The organism is Psychrobacter sp. MES7-P7E (assembly GCF_002863645.1).
Classification (GTDB): Bacteria; Pseudomonadota; Gammaproteobacteria; order Pseudomonadales; family Moraxellaceae; genus Psychrobacter.
Genome location: NZ_PJBU01000088.1, coordinates 1 through 19,230, shown reverse-complemented (window position 1 = coordinate 19,230; position 19,230 = coordinate 1). Strand labels below are relative to the sequence as shown.

At 42.4% G+C, this 19,230-nt stretch carries 10 protein-coding genes, 1 pseudogene and 1 CRISPR repeat array; of the genes and pseudogenes, 4 read left to right on the top strand and 7 right to left on the bottom strand.

From position 1 onward, the window contains the following. Positions 1–16: 16 nt before the first annotated feature. Positions 17–769: a hypothetical protein gene (locus CXF62_RS06570; protein WP_102093443.1), complete on the bottom strand. Its 753-nt coding sequence runs from the start codon at positions 767–769 to the stop codon at positions 17–19. 273 nt (positions 770–1,042) lie between these two features. Between CXF62_RS06570 and CXF62_RS06565 the strand changes: the two genes are divergently transcribed. The 4 genes and pseudogenes from CXF62_RS06565 to CXF62_RS06550 form a co-directional block, all read left to right on the top strand. After that, positions 1,043–2,464, top strand: a complete 1,422-nt coding sequence (locus CXF62_RS06565) for a TolC family protein (RefSeq protein ID WP_102093444.1) — start codon at positions 1,043–1,045, stop codon at positions 2,462–2,464. A gap of 20 nt (positions 2,465–2,484) precedes the next feature. Beyond that, on the top strand, positions 2,485–4,782 hold the full coding sequence (locus tag CXF62_RS06560) for a type I secretion system permease/ATPase (RefSeq protein WP_102093441.1): 2,298 nt from the start codon (positions 2,485–2,487) through the stop codon (positions 4,780–4,782). After that, a complete protein-coding gene (locus CXF62_RS06555) occupies positions 4,775–5,944 on the top strand; it encodes a beta-barrel domain-containing protein (protein WP_102093440.1) in 1,170 nt (389 codons plus the stop codon). The genes CXF62_RS06560 and CXF62_RS06555 overlap by 8 nt, the downstream gene beginning before the upstream one ends. 279 nt (positions 5,945–6,223) lie before the next feature. Then, positions 6,224–6,622: pseudogene (locus CXF62_RS06550) on the top strand (IS5 family transposase); the annotation flags it as partial. A gap of 96 nt (positions 6,623–6,718) precedes the next feature. On the opposite strand, the gene CXF62_RS06545 reads toward CXF62_RS06550, so the two are convergent. The 6 genes from CXF62_RS06545 to CXF62_RS06520 all read right to left on the bottom strand — a co-directional run bounded on the left by CXF62_RS06545 (position 6,719) and on the right by CXF62_RS06520 (position 16,125). Then, positions 6,719–10,057 carry a tyrosine-type recombinase/integrase gene (locus CXF62_RS06545; protein ID WP_185156606.1) on the bottom strand — a complete coding sequence of 1,113 codons (3,339 nt, stop codon included), beginning with the start codon at positions 10,055–10,057 and terminating at the stop codon, positions 6,719–6,721. Next, positions 10,044–12,542: a site-specific integrase gene (locus tag CXF62_RS06540; RefSeq protein WP_102093438.1), complete on the bottom strand. Its 2,499-nt coding sequence runs from the start codon at positions 12,540–12,542 to the stop codon at positions 10,044–10,046. The genes CXF62_RS06545 and CXF62_RS06540 overlap by 14 nt, the downstream gene beginning before the upstream one ends. Continuing rightward, positions 12,539–13,048, bottom strand: coding sequence for a hypothetical protein (locus CXF62_RS06535; protein WP_102093436.1), 510 nt, complete (start codon positions 13,046–13,048; stop codon positions 12,539–12,541). Before CXF62_RS06535 ends, CXF62_RS06540 begins: the two co-directional genes overlap by 4 nt. A 400-nt stretch (positions 13,049–13,448) precedes the next feature. Next, positions 13,449–13,874 (bottom strand): translesion error-prone DNA polymerase V autoproteolytic subunit, encoded by a 426-nt coding sequence (umuD, locus tag CXF62_RS06530; protein WP_102093435.1) that lies wholly within the window; start codon positions 13,872–13,874, stop codon positions 13,449–13,451. Then, positions 13,875–15,173 carry a translesion error-prone DNA polymerase V subunit UmuC gene (gene umuC / locus CXF62_RS06525; protein ID WP_102093433.1) on the bottom strand — a complete coding sequence of 433 codons (1,299 nt, stop codon included), beginning with the start codon at positions 15,171–15,173 and terminating at the stop codon, positions 13,875–13,877. A gap of 250 nt (positions 15,174–15,423) precedes the next feature. Then, the gene (locus CXF62_RS06520) at positions 15,424–16,125 is read right to left on the bottom strand and encodes a hypothetical protein (protein WP_102093432.1); all 702 of its coding nucleotides are present in this window, start codon (positions 16,123–16,125) and stop codon (positions 15,424–15,426) included. Positions 16,126–16,410: 285 nt separating this feature from the next. Then, positions 16,411–19,198: direct repeats of the CRISPR family, unit length 28 nt; unit sequence TTTCTAAGTCACCTGAGCGGTGATGAAG. Positions 19,199–19,230 lie beyond the last annotated feature (32 nt).

Genomic DNA, 19,230 nt, shown 5'->3' with positions numbered 1-19,230 from the left:
CTTTTTTGTTACCTATCTAGTTGTTCGCTGATTCATCTAGTGAGGTGATAGGTGTGATGGGATAGTCGGGCGTCATCATCTCATCAGCGGGGCTGGCAAGTATAGGCGGCTCTATAGGCTGGTTGGCATGTTGCGCATCGATTTGCTGTTGATTGCGTTGCTTGACCTCACTAATCAGCTTGGAGAGTTGTTCGCTGTCTTTGTCAATATCTGCATTTAGCTGCTGAGTTTCTTGGGTTTGCTGCAGTCGATATCCAGACAGATTTTGTTGCTCACCATTGACAGCTCTGTTATTGATAGTCGTCACTGAAAGATCATCATTGTCATCGCTATCCTTGCTCAAAGAGGCCCTGCGGCTTGTCTCTATAACAGACGGCTCTTGTGACGAAGGGGGCTTTTGGGGTGGTGTATGCTCTTGCGGTTTATGGTTTTGGGTCGCAGTATTGTTGTTCGATACGGGGGCTGCTGATGCGGTAGGTTCTGTATTTGCGCTCACTTTAGCGGTAAAAACCTCTGTATCATCAACTGTGACCTGATCAACCGCTATTTGATCAATTGTGATTTTAGTGTCTTCTGCTATCATAGGTTTGCTGGTAATAGGCTGGTTTTTATTTATTAAGGCTTGCGATTCAGACGTTTTTTTGTGGTCGAATACGGTAAAATAGACAACGATTGCCAGCAAAACATGCAGTAATAGAGCCAATACGATGGTTAGGATTGGCTGATCTTTTGGTTTGCTCGTTGGCGTAGGCGCTGAAGGGTGAGGCATAGGGTAATCCATATGTTGACGCTGAGGGCTCAAAACTTTTTAATAAACGCTTCAATACGTCTTTAAGCATTGATAATCATCACGATGAACTTTGTTATTATCTAAAAAACAATAGCAGCAAAGAAGCCATAATATCATGTTGCACTTTTATTTTTATCCCGATCAATCCCAAGCAATGATCAAAAAGCCAATGTTTAAAAGGTGCTTTATCATAAAAAACTACGTCATAGCTTATCACCTTTGGTATCGACAACCGCAATAGGTATGTTACTGATGACGCTATCAAGTGCGGCATTTGCCAATGCTGATATGCATGTCAACACCTTGATCAGTCAAGCCATCCAGAGCCATCCGCTGGTCGGCGCGGCGCGTGCAGAACAACGAGCCACGACTGAGAGTATTCGTGCCGCCAAGCTAAATATGCTACCTGCTCCTACCTTGTCATCAGGCTATGATCGCGACGATGGCATGGTCTCTCAGCTGCGGCTGCGCCAGTCTTTATGGACGGGTGGCAAACTGACCGCCAACGTCAATCAAGCTGTCTTTGATGACAAAGCCGCGACAGAATATGTCTATGAGCAACAAAACCAAGTGGCCAAAACCACCATAGAGGCATGGCAAAGCTATATGACTGCTGTTGCCAAGCAGCAAGTCTATTATGACAATTTGCAACTGTTAACAGAGTTCGAGGCGATGATGCAGCGCCGCGTCAATCAAGGCGTATCGGCTCGTATCGAGATGGACTTGGTGACCAATCGTATTTTGCAAGAGCAAAACGCCTATCAAGCGGCCGTAGAGCAGCAGCGTATTGCACTGGCACGTTTAGAGCAAATCACTGGGCGCAGACTGTCTGCAGCTGATTTGCCGGCCCCGAATCTTAGTGATCTGGTGAGCCGCGCCAAAAGTTACTCACAAACCTTTGAACAAATGGCTTTTGATCAGGCCAGCTTTTATAATCCTACCGTGGTAAAAGGGCATTATCAAGTTGAAGCGGCTAAGCAAGAAGTTAAGTCATTGCAGGCGGCGCGTTATCCGACTTTTTATGCACAGTACGAATACGACTATTATCATGATGAAAATAGAAACAACAATCAGAATAATAGTGAAGGTGAGTTTTCGGTAGGCTTAAGCTATGATCCAGGAGCAGGCCTATCTAATTTGGCACTAGCCCGGGCATCAGCCTCACGAGTAAACAGCCTTTCACAGTCAAAAGAAGCGTCAAGACGACAAGTGCTTGAGACTATCCAAACCCAATATCAGCAGTTTGCTAGTGCTAAGGATCAAGAGCGCTCTTTGATCGCAGCAGTCGCAGGCGCACAGATTGTGGTGAGCTCTTATCGCCGCCAGTTCATTGCAGGGCGTAAATCTTGGCTTGAGGTACTGAACGCAGTGCGTGAGCATTCACAATATCAAGCACAACTGGTCGAGACCCGCGCGGCTATCATCGGTGCTTTTTATAAGCTGCAAGTGGATTTTGGCCTGATGTCGTGGCAGCAATATGATCAAAGCCGTCAGCCTGAGCCATTATTTAGTCCGCTAGACCCGGTAAAAAAATGGCTGACCCGTCAAGATGCTGCCAGACAGCAGTCTGATCAGGTCATCATTCAGCCGATCGTGATGAAAGAGGCGAGTAGTGACAACAAAGATGATACAGGTCTCGTCACTTATCCACTTAATGACCCTAACTATCCATAAATTTGTAGGATATATTTATCATGAGTACACCAGTTCCAGCTTCGAATGACGCTACATCTGACAGCGAGCTGATGGCAAATCCTACTTCGCAGTTATCGACGCCTGCCCCTGATGAGCAAATAAATGAGCAAGCGGCGCAATTGGCGGCAGCGTTACACACTTTGCTGACTCAGCAAGGCTATCCTATTGATAGTGTGCGCTTGCATGGGGTGCTGCATCAGCAGACAGAGCTTGTGACGCTGGCGAGTATTGTTAGGGTGCTGGAACAGTTGGGCATTGATCAGTTGCCAGAATCTTTACCAATACCCGATGCCGCATTTTTGCCATTGTTGGCTTTGCATCCTACGCAAGGATGGGGCGTTATTGAGCAACAAAATCCACAGGGATTGTGGCAGTTTAGTCAGTCTGAGAAAATCAGTGTTCATCCAAGTGATGCGTTTACACAATTACTGCGTATCCGCTTAGAAAGCGAGCCGAGCAAGCGTAAACAGCTGTCTTTTGACCAACTATTAAAAAAAGATCTAAAAAACTATCGTGGTATTGTTATTGAGGCAGTAGTCGCATCATTTTTGATTAATATGCTAGCGTTAGCAGTATCGCTATTTTCGATGCAAGTTTATGACAGAGTCATCCCAACACGCAGTGAATACACTTTAATCATTCTGGCAAGTGGTGTTGGTCTCGTCATCTTGTTTGAGACCTTTATGAAGTTTGCGCGCTCAAAGATTATGGATAAAGTAGTGGTTAACCTTGATCAGTACTTGTCTCGAGAAGTATTTCAGCGGCTGCTGAGTGTTCGGATTGATCAAATGCCAGGGTCGGTGGGTTCAATGGCAGCGCAGCTACGTGGTTATGAGCAAGTTCGCGGTTTTTATACTGCAAGTACGCTATTCGGTCTTGTTGACATTCCAATGGCTATTATATTTGTAACCCTGATTGTCATCATTGGTAATCCTTTAGTGGCTTTGGTACCTATTGTGGCCGCCGTTATAGCCATCATACTTGGGTTCGGCGCACGTAGAAAAATCGACAGTATTGCGGCAATTGGAGCAGCAGCGTCTTATCGCAAAACAGGTATCCTTGTGGAGACTGTGGAAGGTGTTGAGACTATCAAAGCAGGATCAGGGAATTGGAAGTTCTTATCACGTTGGCTCGATGTGATGAGCATCACCACTAAGAATGATCTTGATATGAAACATGCCAATGACAATTTGAGCTATCTGTCGCAAATGATTCAGCAGACCAGCTATGTCGGCATCGTAATTATTGGCTCGTTTGTAGTGATGTCAGGTGATATGACAATGGGTGGACTTATTGCATGCTCAATCCTAGGTGGTCGTATCTTAGCGCCAATAATGGGTATTCCTAACCTGTTAGTACAACATTCACATGCCAAAGCTGCCAAGCTAAATATCGAAAAACTATTCTCATTAGAACAAGACAATCATGGTGTCAGTCATCCCTTGTCGCCTAGCAAAATCGCTGGTAATTTTAATGTAGACAAAGTTATTTTTAATTACCAAAATAATGATCAACCCGCATTGGCAATTAGTAGTCTGAATATAACAGCAGGTGAGCGTATTGCAGTATTGGGCCCTATTGGCTCAGGTAAATCGACTTTATTAAAAGTACTGTCAGGGCTGTATGCTCCTACCCAAGGCCGGATATTATTAGATGGATTAGATATTCAGCAGATTAGTCGTGAATCTATGAGTGAGCAAGTCGGCTATCTGCAACAAGACCATCGTTTGTTCGAAGGCACACTGCGAGAAAACTTATTGATTGGTCTACCAGCGCCCAGTGATGATGTAATGCGCGACGCCCTCGTTAAGACGGGACTGATTAAATTGGTAGCCAGTCATTCTAGTGGTTTGGATTTGCCAATTAGTGAGGGAGGTAAAGGATTATCAGGGGGTCAAAAACAACTGGTAGCATTTACTCGGTTGCTGCTGACAAAACCTTCCATATTATTGATGGATGAGCCGACCGCTTCTATGGATAATCGGCAAGAACTACAATGTATTGACGTACTCAAAAAAGAGTTTGGACAAGGGCAAACGCTTATTGTGTCCACTCATAAAATGCCACTCCTACAACTGGTCGATCGCATCATTATTATGGACAATCAAAAAATCGTAATGGATGGTCCGAAGGCACAAGTTCTTGAGCAATTAAAAGGCAATGATGATCAGAAAAAAGCTAGCAAACCATCAATTAAAGTAAGCTCGCCTAGAGTGACAGCAATTAGTAATAAGACTTCGAGTATCTCACCAAAAAACGACGATAAACGTGATAATTCAGGGCAGGATAATGGATAATTATAAACATAAGTTTCATGATCCTAAAGTGGGGCGCACGCGCATTATCATTTGGGGCTCATTGGTCGGAATAATTGCACTCGTTGTCTGGGCTTATTTTGCCCAAATTGATCAAGTCACGCGAGCGACGGGAACTATCATTGCTAGCGCTCGTACACAAGATATACAAGCCGTAGAGGGTGGCGTCTTGACCGAGATATTGGTCAAAGAAGGCGAGGATGTCACTAAAGGACAGTTAATAGTTACTTTAGAGGAAGAACGTGCGCAAGCAGCGGTCGCCAACTCAGGCTCCAAAATAGCAGCACTCAAAGCTAAGATTGCACGCCTAGAGGCGGAGATATTTGAGCGACCATTGGTGTTTCCAGAAGGCATCAAAAACTATAGTGAATATATAGAAAATCAAACCCAACTCTATAATCGTCGTAAGCAAGCAATTGACCAAGATGTCAGCTCACTACAAAAGATGATGGTATTAGCCCAGCAAGAGCTGAGTATGAATGAGCCGTTATTATCGTATGGTGATGTGAGTCAGGCTGATATCATCAAGTTGCGTCGGCAAGTTGCTGAAATTCAAGCTCAAATTACTAACAAGCGTAATAAGTATTTTGAAGAAGCACAGTCAGAGATGACCAAAGCGCAAGAAGATTTAGATACTGAACTTGAACAATTACGCGATCACTCACAAGTATTAGAAGAAAAAAATCTATTTGCGCCAACAGACGGTAAAGTAAACAATATCCTAGTGACTACTATCGGCGGCGTGGTTAAGCCTGGCGAAATCATCATGAAAATATTGCCAACCAGTAGTGATTTGATCGTCGAGGCTAAAATAAAGCCCGTAGACATTGCTTATGTCAAAGAGCAGCAGGATGCCACTGTAAAGCTTGATGCTTATGATTATTCTATCTTTGGTGCTATGAATGGTACTGTGATCTATATTAGTCCAGACACATTAATGGAGCAAACTCCGAAAGGGGAAGAGCCCTATTATCGTGTACAGATAAAAATTACTGGTGCTGAATTTTCTGGGCGCAGTGATGAGATTGTCATTAAGCCTGGGATGACAGCTTCCGTCGATATTAAGGCACAGCAGCGCTCGGTACTATCATACTTAACTAAGCCCATTACTAAGACTTTCTCTGAAGGACTAGGTGAGCGTTAGCGTTCAATATATTCTAGATAAGCAATAAGCAAAGCGTTATCTGATTAATTATCGGGTAGCGTTTTTTTATTGTTATATTAGGCGGTGTAGCTAAAATCTCCCAAGTGTGTTTGTACGGATTTGACGGCATAGATCAATATTGAGTTATATTATAATCAGACTAGGATTCAAAAGGGTTTAGGCTATAAATCGCCAAGACAGGTGTGGTTTGATTATTATCGTCAGGCTGCGTAATCAAAATCTCCCAAGTTTATATATACGGGATTGACGGCAGGGGTCAGCAAACTGCACTTAGTGGTCGATGCTTGTGGCAACCCTATACATGTTGAGCTGTCAGGTGGGCAAGTACATGACTCTAAGATGGAAAAGGCGTTGATATGTAGCACGATTAACAACCAGACTAAAGCGGTGATTGCAGACAGGGGCTACGATAGTAGCGATATTAGAGAGTGTATCTTCAAGCACTGTGCTCAGTCAGTCATACCTGTTAAGTCGAACTCTAAAAGCCGCAACGACACACTAGATTGGTATTTGTATCGTTGCCGTCATTTGGTAGAAAACGCTTTTGCTAGATTGAAACATTTTAGGGGCATTGCCACGCGATATGATAAGCTCAAAGATAGCTATGCAGCGGCGGTAATGCTCGCTTGTGTCTTTATCTGGTTGCCCCTGATTTGAATTCTATACAGCCCCTAATAAAAATAATATTTTTTGTGGTATCGCCATCAGGCAAATCTATAAGTCATTATGACAAAGGACGCTAGTACAAGAAGCTTAATTCGCAATAGATAATGTTTCATCTGTAATCAGCATCATATGCACAAAAAACCGTAGTAGTGGTGAGTATTGCCACTTGTTAGTCCGTTCCCTATGGTCTTGACTAGCAATACCGATATGGAGAGCATTTTTCGAGTCATTAGATTGCTGCTTAATGTCTTGATAGTCAGTAGATGACATAGTTTCCATCAATAGATTTTTGTTGCTACTCACCAGCCAACGTTTCAAAGGCAGCAATTTCTCAGCAATCCCAATGAACCGCTGCAATTCTTTTTTATCTTCTTTTCTAAATGGTAGGTATGCTCTGCTAACAGACAGTTTTTCACGACATATCTCAATAAACCAAGTCCAATCAGTCCCTGACTTTTCTCGTAGACGGTAGGCATTACTTAACAAAAGCGATAGCAATCTTAAGTCACTTTGATATTGAATGTTCAGTGGACTCAGTACGGAATTCTTTGAATCTGATAGCTTAACAAAGCGAGATTTGCCGCGTTTGGTAGCGATGTCGGCAACCTCGCTGGCACGTTTTATTAAAATGTTTGCATCGTGCATAGAAATATTTGCCAACTGGGCTGCTTTACTCAACAGTACCTCTTTATCATAGGTCTGTAGTAGCAGCTGTACTCGGTTTAGACCATAACGACCAAACAATTCATCAGTGGTTGGGGTATTGGTACTCAAGAGAAACTGTTTATCACAGTTTTCGATCGTAAATTGAGGTGACTTGCGTTTGCCTTCTATAATACTTTTAAACAAAAGTTTACGCATGCTAGGTATGCTGACCATGCCATTAGCAGTAATGTCAGCATTATCCTTAATCCTTCTAAGAGGAAATTCGGTAATGTTACACAGCGTTTGCTCGGGTAGTTTGATGTCAGCAATACTTAACGCATAGGTCGCCATCAAAGTAGCAAAATGGTTGTAATACTCAAAGCTACGCTCAGGCGACAAGTGCCCCATAACACCTGATAGAGCGTACCAGCGATCTTGTGCATCGATATGCTCCCCGAGTAGGCCTTTTTTTATACGCAGTATGTCGTTTTCGTCATAATCGGTGAGGGCTTCTACGAGATCTGGATGACCTAATAGCGCTAAAGATAGATTGCTCACAGCCGTGTGTCTAAACCCATGAAAGGTATGCTCTGCCACATTATGATCTACCGACATGTCTTTTAAGACTCGTTTGAGTAACTGTAAAGGAACATGGTCATCAATAGGACGCTGATCCGATGATAAGGTAAAGATAAATTTGTTTGAATGGCTGCCAATATTACTTTGCACAAAGTTAATAAAAAAGTTCAGCTCATCAGGCTTGAGAAGGGCAAATAAGGCAATGCGGCGGATACTACTTTGAGTCTTGGTGGGACGGTAGCTATTGGGCCTGATTACCACTGAGGGTGTAGCTGCCTTTAAACCTTCGATATCACTATACTTAAGTCCCAACAGCTCTTTTTTGCGCATGCCAGTACGATAGACTAAGATAAATAAAAGCGCGAACATCTCCCGCTCCAATATATCTACAGAACCCAGTATCTGCGTAATTATGGCTTTGTACGCTTGCGGTGATATCAGCTCTGCACGTACACGCCGACCGTTTTTGGAGTGTTGAAAGTTCACGGAGGGTAGATTGTATTTGCTCTTAGCAAAGTTGTGCATACTCTTTAATAAATTGGCAGAGTATCCAATGTCAGTATTGTTCCGTACGACAGCTTTGTACTCTAAAATATCTTCATAAAGTTCCTCAAACTCTTCCTCTGACCAAATATCAAGCGGCTGAGCCGTTGTGAAATATAACCATTCATAGCCTATGGTTCTAATATATTTCAAAATAGACTCATTACTAAGTGATTTTGACTCCTTTCGATTGAGTAAACTTAGTACCCAATCTAATAAAATTTTTTCACTTAAGTCATCGTATTGCCCATAGCGTTTTTGTACTCTTTCGATAAGAGTGTACGTCGTTTGGCCGAGTTTTTTCTTCTTCTGTTTTTTATCCATTTTGAAGTCTTTAGTCAGATTCATAATTAAATCAGACTTTCTAACCTCTATCTTTTTGGTAGAACTACTACTAGATGTCTCGTTTTGATTAACAGAGTTTTTGCTGATAGACAGCGTCAAAATATGTTCTAGATCATACGGCTCCTCTTTATACTGATATTTTTGGTTCAAAAACCGACCAAAGTCCTGTGTACTCAGTCCAGCAGTATTATGCATACCTCGCAGCACCCCAACTGAAGCATGATCAATATTAGTGCCCTTCAGCTCCTCCCAGTAATAACTGGCGTAATATAAAAACCTTGAAAAGGGAAGTGGCTTAATACCTAAAGGATTGATCACGTCAGACAAAGCCACAGTCAAGTATTGTTTTATCTTATCTTCTGACAGCTTGGCAATGATAGGTTTGATCTCTGCTTGACTGCTTTTTTTATGATAACGCATCAGCCAACACTGACTGACCACATCTACAACGATTTGCTTGGTGTTATAAAGCTGGTCACTTTCTTCTTCTCGCTCGTTACCAAAGCGCTTCTGCACAAAGCGCGGCGAGACCATTATCCTGTCTTTGATAAATGGCTGATACTCTTTGGCGAGCAATGAGGTAAGCCATCCTTGAAGCATTTGTACCTCGTTGATGCCACCATATACAATTCCTGAGAATATCAGCCAACCTATAATCTGATCTTGGCTATAATCGACTGTTTGCTCCCAATTATGCTCTACTGCGCGAATAATTTTGACCAGCGCCTTACCGTCTTTTAACCAAGCTGTATTTGTAATTAGTGGATTAATTTTAGTAGGCTGTGGCGCGATTATCTTAGGATAGTGATGCTCAGCAAGCATATGGTACTTATTTTGATAGTCAACGAACTTAACGACGACTTGCCAGACATGTTTGAGTGTTCTAGATGACTCGTAAGCTTTTGCAATTTTGTTTTCAATGATTGACTGAAACTCATCAAATCCTTCTTGAGACAATGGTTCCAATTGTCTATAAAGCTCTATCTGAAACTGGCTTAAAGATTGACTCCAAGATAGCCATGATAAATCAAAATAGTCGCTAGAGCTTGGCGAAAATGAAAAGATGCGCTCATTGGGCCAAAGCGCTTGTTGGTAGTATTTATTGAAAGACTGTATGAATCCGATACTTCCAGGATGAATCCTTTTCAATGACTCCCATTCGGTTTGTAAGTCGGCGAGTAGCTTTATCTCACGTGTCCTTGCCGTGTCACTGTTTTTGAGTATAGATGGGTAAGGCACGTAGCGCTTTTTTCTACCATCAAACTTTGCTAAGTCATCAATAATTTTTGGCAGCTTTATTTCATTTATTAGCATGATCAACCTCTGCAGTGCTTGTGCCGACATGATTTGAATTAGGGTAATGATTGATTGTGATATCTGATAACCCAAGCTGTGCTGCGATCTGTTCAAACACGGACGCTACACGCTTAATATCTGCTTTACTACTTGATGAGAAGCGCCCCAATACTTCTTGACGAGCTTTTTCATGACCAATAACCGTGTTAATCAGTGATAAGGAAACGCCAAGTTTTTCAAGCTGCGTACGAACAAAGTGGCGTGTCCAATAGGGATTGGCGTCAATGATATGCTTGGTCATATGATAAGCATCGCCACGCTTAATATCTTTAAGAGTAGGAGAGTTAGCAGTAGGAGCTCGCTCAGACAACAGCTTTAATAGTGCTTCATCATTACCTAAACGTATATTATCAATGATAGCGCTGATATCATGATGACCTTGGTGCTTTGCCTGATAGTTGACTAAATATGCTCTATAGTCTGTTAGATGGCGTATAAGTGTGGGGCATAGCGGAATGAGACGGTCACTTTTGACCTTCTTAACTGGCTTGTCATTGATGAGCAGCCAACCCATATCAAGATCAATATCGTACATCCTGCCAAGACCGTTGTTTGGTCGCACGCCGGTTAAAAGGCAAAAGACAAACCATACAAAAATACTGGTTCTATTAAAGTGCTCCTCATCGTTTGAACTTTGATCAGTCCAGTACTTCATCTCATTTACGATGTCGCAAACGGTTTCAATCGTTAGCGCAAACGCTGAGCCTACGGTATATTTATGCCAAGGGGTGATATAAGTTAAGTCAAAATCACTGTTGCTATTAAATATGCCCAGTGCTGATTTATAGTGTGTCATAAGTGCTTCGCTGGTGTGGCTACTATAGTACATTGCAGGAGCATGGGACGCAGGCGTGCGACAGATGATATCGGCGATATGTGCATGACAATTAGGTGTATAACGAGAGAGCACGACATGTAGTGCGGTCTCTATACGATTGACGGACAGGTACGGCAATCCAAGGCTGCTACGTAAGGTGGCAAGATAAGCCGTAAAATCTTCTTTTAATGGCAACTCGCAAGCAAGTAAATCATCTATCAGCCACAACGGTAGTGGAACTTTGATGGTATCAGAAGTATTTTCATAATCATTTTCGAGCAATGTTTGGCTTGTGGACTTTTCGGTAATACCTAAGCTGTGTTCGATGTAATACTTTTTACCTTTAATTTTGAAAATATTAGGATGACCGATATAGCCGGGTGTTAGTAAGGATTTAACTGGCAACCCAGTAATCATAGATAACAATAAAATACCAGCACAGGTTTTATCAGTCTCTGTTTCTGGTAAGGTGCTTGCATCTTGGTTGAGCGCAGCAAATAACGCTTGGTAGCCGGCAAGAGAGAGTAAGCGCGTGTTAGAGTTAAGCGCGAGATTGCGCTGAGACATATAGTTTTGCTGTAGCGATAAATCTATAGTTTGGAGCGGTATAGAGTGTTTGATTAACGGGTTTGGATATTCGCCATAGCTGACATAGGGTGCCTCATGGTGATCAATACGCTCTTCAAAGCTGGTGGTTAACCCTTCATGGCTTTCAGTATTAGCGTCTAAAAATGCAAGATCTATGGCGATAGCGCTGTGTTCTATATCATCACGTGTGTTACTCCATGTATCATTGCTAGGCGTGGTATTCCAGTTGTGACTCGTTGCAGTAGAGTCTAAGGGCAATTTCGATGTGTTATCTGCTAAGTTGATGGCTATAATTTTAATATGTTTAGGCGGCTTCTTATACTTAAGTCTAGGCTTGCGTAACGTATGCGCATTTTGATAGGCGGTCGTTATTTTCTCTATTTGGCTCAGTTTATCTTTTGCCACTTTCTTTTCTTCGGCATGAGTAGCTTGCTTATCATTTAACAATTCATATGCACTTTTTTGCTGCTCTAATAGATCAGTGAAAATGGCGCATATACTTTCCACACTCATGATCATTTGAGGTAAATCAGGTAGTTCACGCCAAATCCATGTTCGTCTAGAAGATCTTGAAAACTGCGCCTGTTTAAATTGCATCAGTATATTTTTGGTTTGCTGTTTTGGCCAGTGCTGCGTCAGCATCACACTGGTGTGCATTGCTATGGCTAGCCAAATTAACCGTTTCTGTAGGTAGTCATGCTGATGTTCATTGATAGAATGTTGCATGAGAATAAGCAATTGCATGATGAGTGGTTTTTTTGCTAATTCTGATCTACTAATAGTCATAGAAAGCCGAGGAACTGGCCTTCTTTGTAATACCTGTAATATTAATCTTAGTAGATTTTGGGGATTATCATCTGGCTGGCTATAGCTATTGTGTACTGCTAAAGTGATCTCAGATATGGCAGTCGATACTGCTTCTGGATATATAAAATTTTGCTCATTATCAATTTTCTTAACGATGTCTGTTAATGCTTGCGCATTAAGCCATTCACGCTCTTCATGATTATTCTCAGCATTCTCAGCATTCTCAGTCATAAAACACCCTCAGAAGGTCGCTTGTAATAAGTTTGCTCACTTATATTTATAAGCCGACAAAATGTAGTAATAGCAAAAATATTTTTGCCAAATAATTTTTGGTTTATCTCTTGATCCAAGGCTTCGTTTAGCTGCGTGTAAATGAGCGTGATATCTATTTTTTTGTTGTATTTTGCGATGAGATCAATGAGCTCGTAAAAACTAATGTCAAAATCAAACTGATCCTTTGAGATGTATTGCACAGCTACTTTTTGTCTGAGTACACTAAAATCAGCATCAGGGCTTTTGATCAGGTGAAAAAGCTCAAAATTATTGAGCAAGAACCATTTTTCCTCCTCTTTTATAAAGCAGGTAAGTTTTAAGCAAGTATTACTTTGCTCAAGTTCGATAGCCTGACTATTAAGAAGTGGTCTAATATGGCAGGTATAAATATCAAACAGACTAATGATTTCTGGATATACAAGCACATTGAGTGTTTGTAGCTTAGCGATCGATAGTGATTTCATATTTTTCCTACTAAGATATCGAGTTGATGACTTGTTCTTTATATATACCCTTGTGCTGACCTCCACTAATACTTTACGAGGACTAGCAAACAATTGAAAGTCAAGTTTTGGGGTTTTGAGACAGAATATCAAATTAGGCGACGGCTAATGACGCCTTGCTATGATTTATACTTTTAGAGACAATCTATGGTGATCCTATCTGAAGTATTTTAAGAGTTTAGCTTGAGTGGGTAGGTGTGTGGGCAGATGAGATAACTAGAAAAGTAGCTTAGGATGATAGCTTGGGGTGGGAATTTAGAGAAAGCAGCGTACTACTTGGATGTTAGGATCAAGAGCTTAGATGGCGTGGATGCAGATTAATATGTGATTTTAGGACATTAAAAGAGTGGTCTTATATATCTCAGCGCTTAAACCGCCTAATACTACTCGCCACCACCCCAAATAATTCAAGCGATCCCTTAACCACGATATCGGCATAATTCTCATTATGCGCACGTAAGATAATACTCTCACCCAGTATCAATTGCTTGGCAGTAAAGCCATCATCGACCAGTGCAATCACAATGTCCTTATGACAGGCTGTCAATGAGCGATCCACGATAAGAATATCATTGGGGTAGATACCGATATCCACCATACTGTCTCCTTCCACCTCGACCAGATACATCGATGCCGGATGGCGTATGAGTAACGTGTTTAAATCAATACGGTTTTGCACATAGTCAGTGGCTGGGCTTGGAAAGCCCGCTTTGACCTTATCGCTGTATAATGACAGCAATACCGTTTCACCTTCATTGGTGAGCTTACCGATTATTTTGACGGTCATCTAATGCACCTTAGGCAACTGATTGATATTGGTGGTGTAGCAAGGAGAAAGCATGTCACGGCTCATCTGCCATGACTGCTTGTCCTTGATACCTTCACTGGCGATAAACACTGCCGCTTGCTGATGACTGTTCTGTCCGTACTTTTTATTCAGTGCATCCATGATGGCAGTGACCTCTGTATTTTTCTTTTTATCCTCGACAGCTGCTTTGCTTTCTGCAAACAAATCAAGCTGCACCTCATCATGCTGACAGATACCGAGCAGCATCACACCTGCCTTAGCATAGCGTACCTCTTCTTTATAGATCACCTTTAGAACTTGTCTGGCAGCGGTGACCATCACTCTGGTGTCTGCCGTTGGCGTGATAAACTGATAGTTACCAGAGATAGAAACATAAGGTTCATTTTTACTAAAGGGGCTGTTCTTAGCAAAGACCGTGATATAAGCACAGACGCTGTCTTGTTGTCGTAGTTTACTGGCGGCTTTTGCTACATGGCTACAGATCGACTCGCTTAGAGCTTGTTGGTCAGTGATGCGCTCAGAGAATGACCGTGAGGAGATGATTTGTTTCTTCGGGGCTATGCTTTCAATGCCTAGACAGGACTGACCGTTGAGCTCTAAGCAGGTGCGCTCGAGTACCACGCCAAAGTGCTGTCTGATTTTAGCAGGCTCACAGATGGCCAATTGGTAGACGGTATGAATGCCCATCTCATTGAGTCTAACCTTGTACCGACGACCCACACCCCACAGCTCGCCGACATCGGTTATCTGCATGATGCGGCGTATCCATCTGATATTCTCTAACACACAGACGCCTTTGGTGGCGGGATACGTCTTAGCCGCATGATTGGCAAGCTTTGCCATAGTCTTGGTGCTACCAATACCGACACCGACTGGAATACCAGTATGCATCTCAACAATGGCTTTAAGCTTATGCCCGTAAGCATTGAGGTCTTGCATGGCAACGGGATAATCGGCTAAGTATAAAAAGGCTTCATCAATAGAATACACTTCAACGGTTGGACATAGCGTTTCAAGCGTGGTCATGACACGCTGAGACATGTCCGCATAAAGAGCGTAGTTGGAGCTAAAGACAGTGATGTTATTTTTGATGCAGAAGTCTTTGACTTGAAAGTACGGCACGCCCATCTTAATACCAAGCAGCTTTGCTTCAGGTGAGCGTGCTATGACGCAGCCATCATTATTAGACAGCACGACGACAGGCTTGTCCTTTAGATCAGGGCGAAAGAGCTTTTCACAGTTGGCATAAAAGCTGTTGCAGTCGATGAGCGCATACATGGCAGACTCGTCATAAAGGAAAAGGTATATCCAAGCACGAGTAACTAGATGCTCAGATGAGATGACTTTGATTGTAGAGACAGCCGCTTGAACAATTCAAGGGCAAATGTGAGTTATGCGACGGTGGTTGTCGTGAGGTTTTAGATGAGCAGTTTAAACCATAAAAAATAGCGCCCATGTTAGGCGCTACTTTATCTATCGTTGTTATGTGATTAAGGTTATGCAATAAGTCATATGATAAAGCGAATCACTACTGACTGGTTAAGGTCACTGTTCTAGCGCTGCCATTACTACTAGGCTGATTAAGTGTCACTTTGCTCGCTAAGAGATCGCCTTTGGCATTAATCTTGTAGCATTCTGATGACGTACCTGCAGGGTCAGAGCTGAGCAATAGATTGCCTGATGTTTCTATGCAGAACCATGCGGTGTTATTAGTATCTCGCGCAAGAGACCAATCTTGGTTATAAGTACCTATCTTGTTACGCATACTACTATTAGTATAGATATTCTCAGTAATCAACTTACTTGAGTCACCGACTGTAGCTATCTTAGGAATGACAGTTGTCTGGTTTGATAGTGAGTATTTACCCGTGCTATCTGTAAAGCCATGAAACACGAGTGGGTTCAGGGTAAAGTAATTGATAGCGACTGACTGATCAGTGATTCGATCATTCACTTTATTGATAGTGTTTACTTCGGCACCTTGTACAGCTTTATTATTGAATCGCATACTGCCTTTAGGTGTGACTTGAATTTCTGCTGATACACTTTGATTCCCAACCGTGGCAATTAACTTATCACTGCGTTGCTTGGTGTAGATGTTTAGTATGGCAGCTTCAACAGGATATTGAGTGACGACTCTATTGGCATTATTATTTTGGTCTGTATTACCTGTCATAGCACAAGCGCTTAAGCCCAGTCCTGCTGCAATACACAATCCTAGTACTTTCATGGTTCAACCCCTTAGCTTGTTTAAATAATAGTTATAGATATCTACTATAATCGAATTTCTAGGCAATGACATCTGTCAACTACTTTAAACCCCGCTATTTTTAAGCATCCTATAGGTGATGAAACCCGTAAATGGCAGTCTCTCACTCAGCACCTATAGCTTTCTAAGTCACCTGAGCGGTGAGATCCATTTTTCCGAATTGCGTTTGGAATTATAACTTCTGAAAATTCTATTTAAAGGATTTTCCTTGCACAACTAAAATTGCAGTACAATTTTTTAACGCTGCTCATAAGTCACCTGAGCGGTGATGAAGTGGCATACTTGGGTTTGTAGAGCCGTCAGGGTTTTCTAAGTCACCTGAGCGGTGATGAAGCGTTTAGGTAACTGGTATCAGCTAGTTGGTGATTTCTAAGTCACCTGAGCGGTGATGAAGCACGCAACAGACCGTGAGAAGCATGTGGTTATTTTCTAAGTCACCTGAGCGGTGATGAAGGCAATTCAAAAAGCTCAAGGTGAACATCATCATTTCTAAGTCACCTGAGCGGTGATGAAGGTAGCACGACGGAACACCGCCCCTGCGTGATTTTTCTAAGTCACCTGAGCGGTGATGAAGTAAGTCAAGCATCACAAGTATTCAGCTGAAAATTTCTAAGTCACCTGAGCGGTGATGAAGTTATATAATATATGTCATAAAACGATCTATTATTTCTAAGTCACCTGAGCGGTGATGAAGTAACTGCGGTTAGTGGGGCGGTATCTTCAGCTTTTCTAAGTCACCTGAGCGGTGATGAAGTTTTATGACTCAACTATGACACTTTGACTGTTTTTCTAAGTCACCTGAGCGGTGATGAAGACAATTATTTTGCATCTATTTTGCTGGTCACTTTTCTAAGTCACCTGAGCGGTGATGAAGAGTTATTGAAGTGTAAAGCGTGGTGGCGCATTTTTCTAAGTCACCTGAGCGGTGATGAAGGCTACCAACTCTGTTACTGAAATTCGAGATAATTTCTAAGTCACCTGAGCGGTGATGAAGTGTTGGCGAGCAGTTTGACAGCTTTAATATATTTTCTAAGTCACCTGAGCGGTGATGAAGGTGCCAACGGCGGTCGTGTATCGACTGTTAGTTTTCTAAGTCACCTGAGCGGTGATGAAGGTCGGCTTTATCTCTGACAACTTTCACGAAATTTTCTAAGTCACCTGAGCGGTGATGAAGTGTCATGGCTAGTAGTATGTCGTTGAGTGCAGTTTCTAAGTCACCTGAGCGGTGATGAAGCCACCGCAAACGTCCTTAGCCGCATCGTCTGTTTTCTAAGTCACCTGAGCGGTGATGAAGCAAGAGAGTGTTGGCGCTGAAACACTACAAGTTTTCTAAGTCACCTGAGCGGTGATGAAGTTGCACTAGCAAATAATATTAATGGCTTACAGTTTCTAAGTCACCTGAGCGGTGATGAAGTACAGACCTCTTTATAATACCTTTGCCAAATATTTCTAAGTCACCTGAGCGGTGATGAAGGTGCAAGTCCTGATGGACTGATTGGTGCTTACTTTCTAAGTCACCTGAGCGGTGATGAAGGATTTCGATGCCATGTATCGCTAGCATCATATTTTCTAAGTCACCTGAGCGGTGATGAAGTCTCAGTTGCTAGCTCGTCGCTGTAGTCGGTTTTTCTAAGTCACCTGAGCGGTGATGAAGTGTATGAGCTTGACGCTACGAAACTTGGTGGCTTTCTAAGTCACCTGAGCGGTGATGAAGATATATCAATAACGGAACTCATGCACGCTTACTTTCTAAGTCACCTGAGCGGTGATGAAGAAAGCGATCTAATGACCAAAACCGATTGCAAATTTCTAAGTCACCTGAGCGGTGATGAAGTATATTTAGCAAGCGTCATTTTCTCGGGCTTGTTTCTAAGTCACCTGAGCGGTGATGAAGTCGCTTGCTCAAGCTGTCATGATTCCATTGATTTTCTAAGTCACCTGAGCGGTGATGAAGTCAACAGAAATACCGCAAAGTTTTGAGGAATTTTTCTAAGTCACCTGAGCGGTGATGAAGAATATTGCGATCAGATGGTCAGTGATGGTCAGTTTCTAAGTCACCTGAGCGGTGATGAAGGGTCTAATAAGCCAGAGGATAATATGCACGAATTTCTAAGTCACCTGAGCGGTGATGAAGACCAAAGTTATAGCCACTGAATTAATGAATAATTTCTAAGTCACCTGAGCGGTGATGAAGGGGTCAATATCAGGCGCACACTGTTGTAGTAATTTCTAAGTCACCTGAGCGGTGATGAAGGAGCAGATTGAGAAAGTAGAAAAACTAAGAGATTTCTAAGTCACCTGAGCGGTGATGAAGAGAGCTTAATAGTAGATTTACAGATTTTGAGATTTCTAAGTCACCTGAGCGGTGATGAAGAATAATTAGCTCCATCTGTCCCTTTAAACTCTTTTCTAAGTCACCTGAGCGGTGATGAAGCGGCTCAAAACAACCCAGTGCCACTATTGATATTTCTAAGTCACCTGAGCGGTGATGAAGGTAGCTTCTCTAATCTCGGTGCTATAGATATTTTTCTAAGTCACCTGAGCGGTGATGAAGACTAAAGGTACTGACTTTGTAATGATGAAAGTTTTCTAAGTCACCTGAGCGGTGATGAAGTTAATGGAGATACTAAGACTTATCGCACCGATTTTCTAAGTCACCTGAGCGGTGATGAAGTTTTTTTACGATAACGCCACATGATTCCCTTGTTTCTAAGTCACCTGAGCGGTGATGAAGATGTCGATGCTAAGGGCAATGCTCAAGTATCATTTCTAAGTCACCTGAGCGGTGATGAAGTGACTGCGGTTAGTGGGGCGGTATCTTCAGCTTTTCTAAGTCACCTGAGCGGTGATGAAGGTACCTAAAGAGCAGACTTATCTACTTGATAATTTCTAAGTCACCTGAGCGGTGATGAAGAAACGTCATTGACGGAAACTTTGAATATACAGTTTCTAAGTCACCTGAGCGGTGATGAAGTTGCACTAGCAAACAATATCAATGGCATACAATTTCTAAGTCACCTGAGCGGTGATGAAGCCCATACGTTTTCGCTTTCTGCATACTCAAAT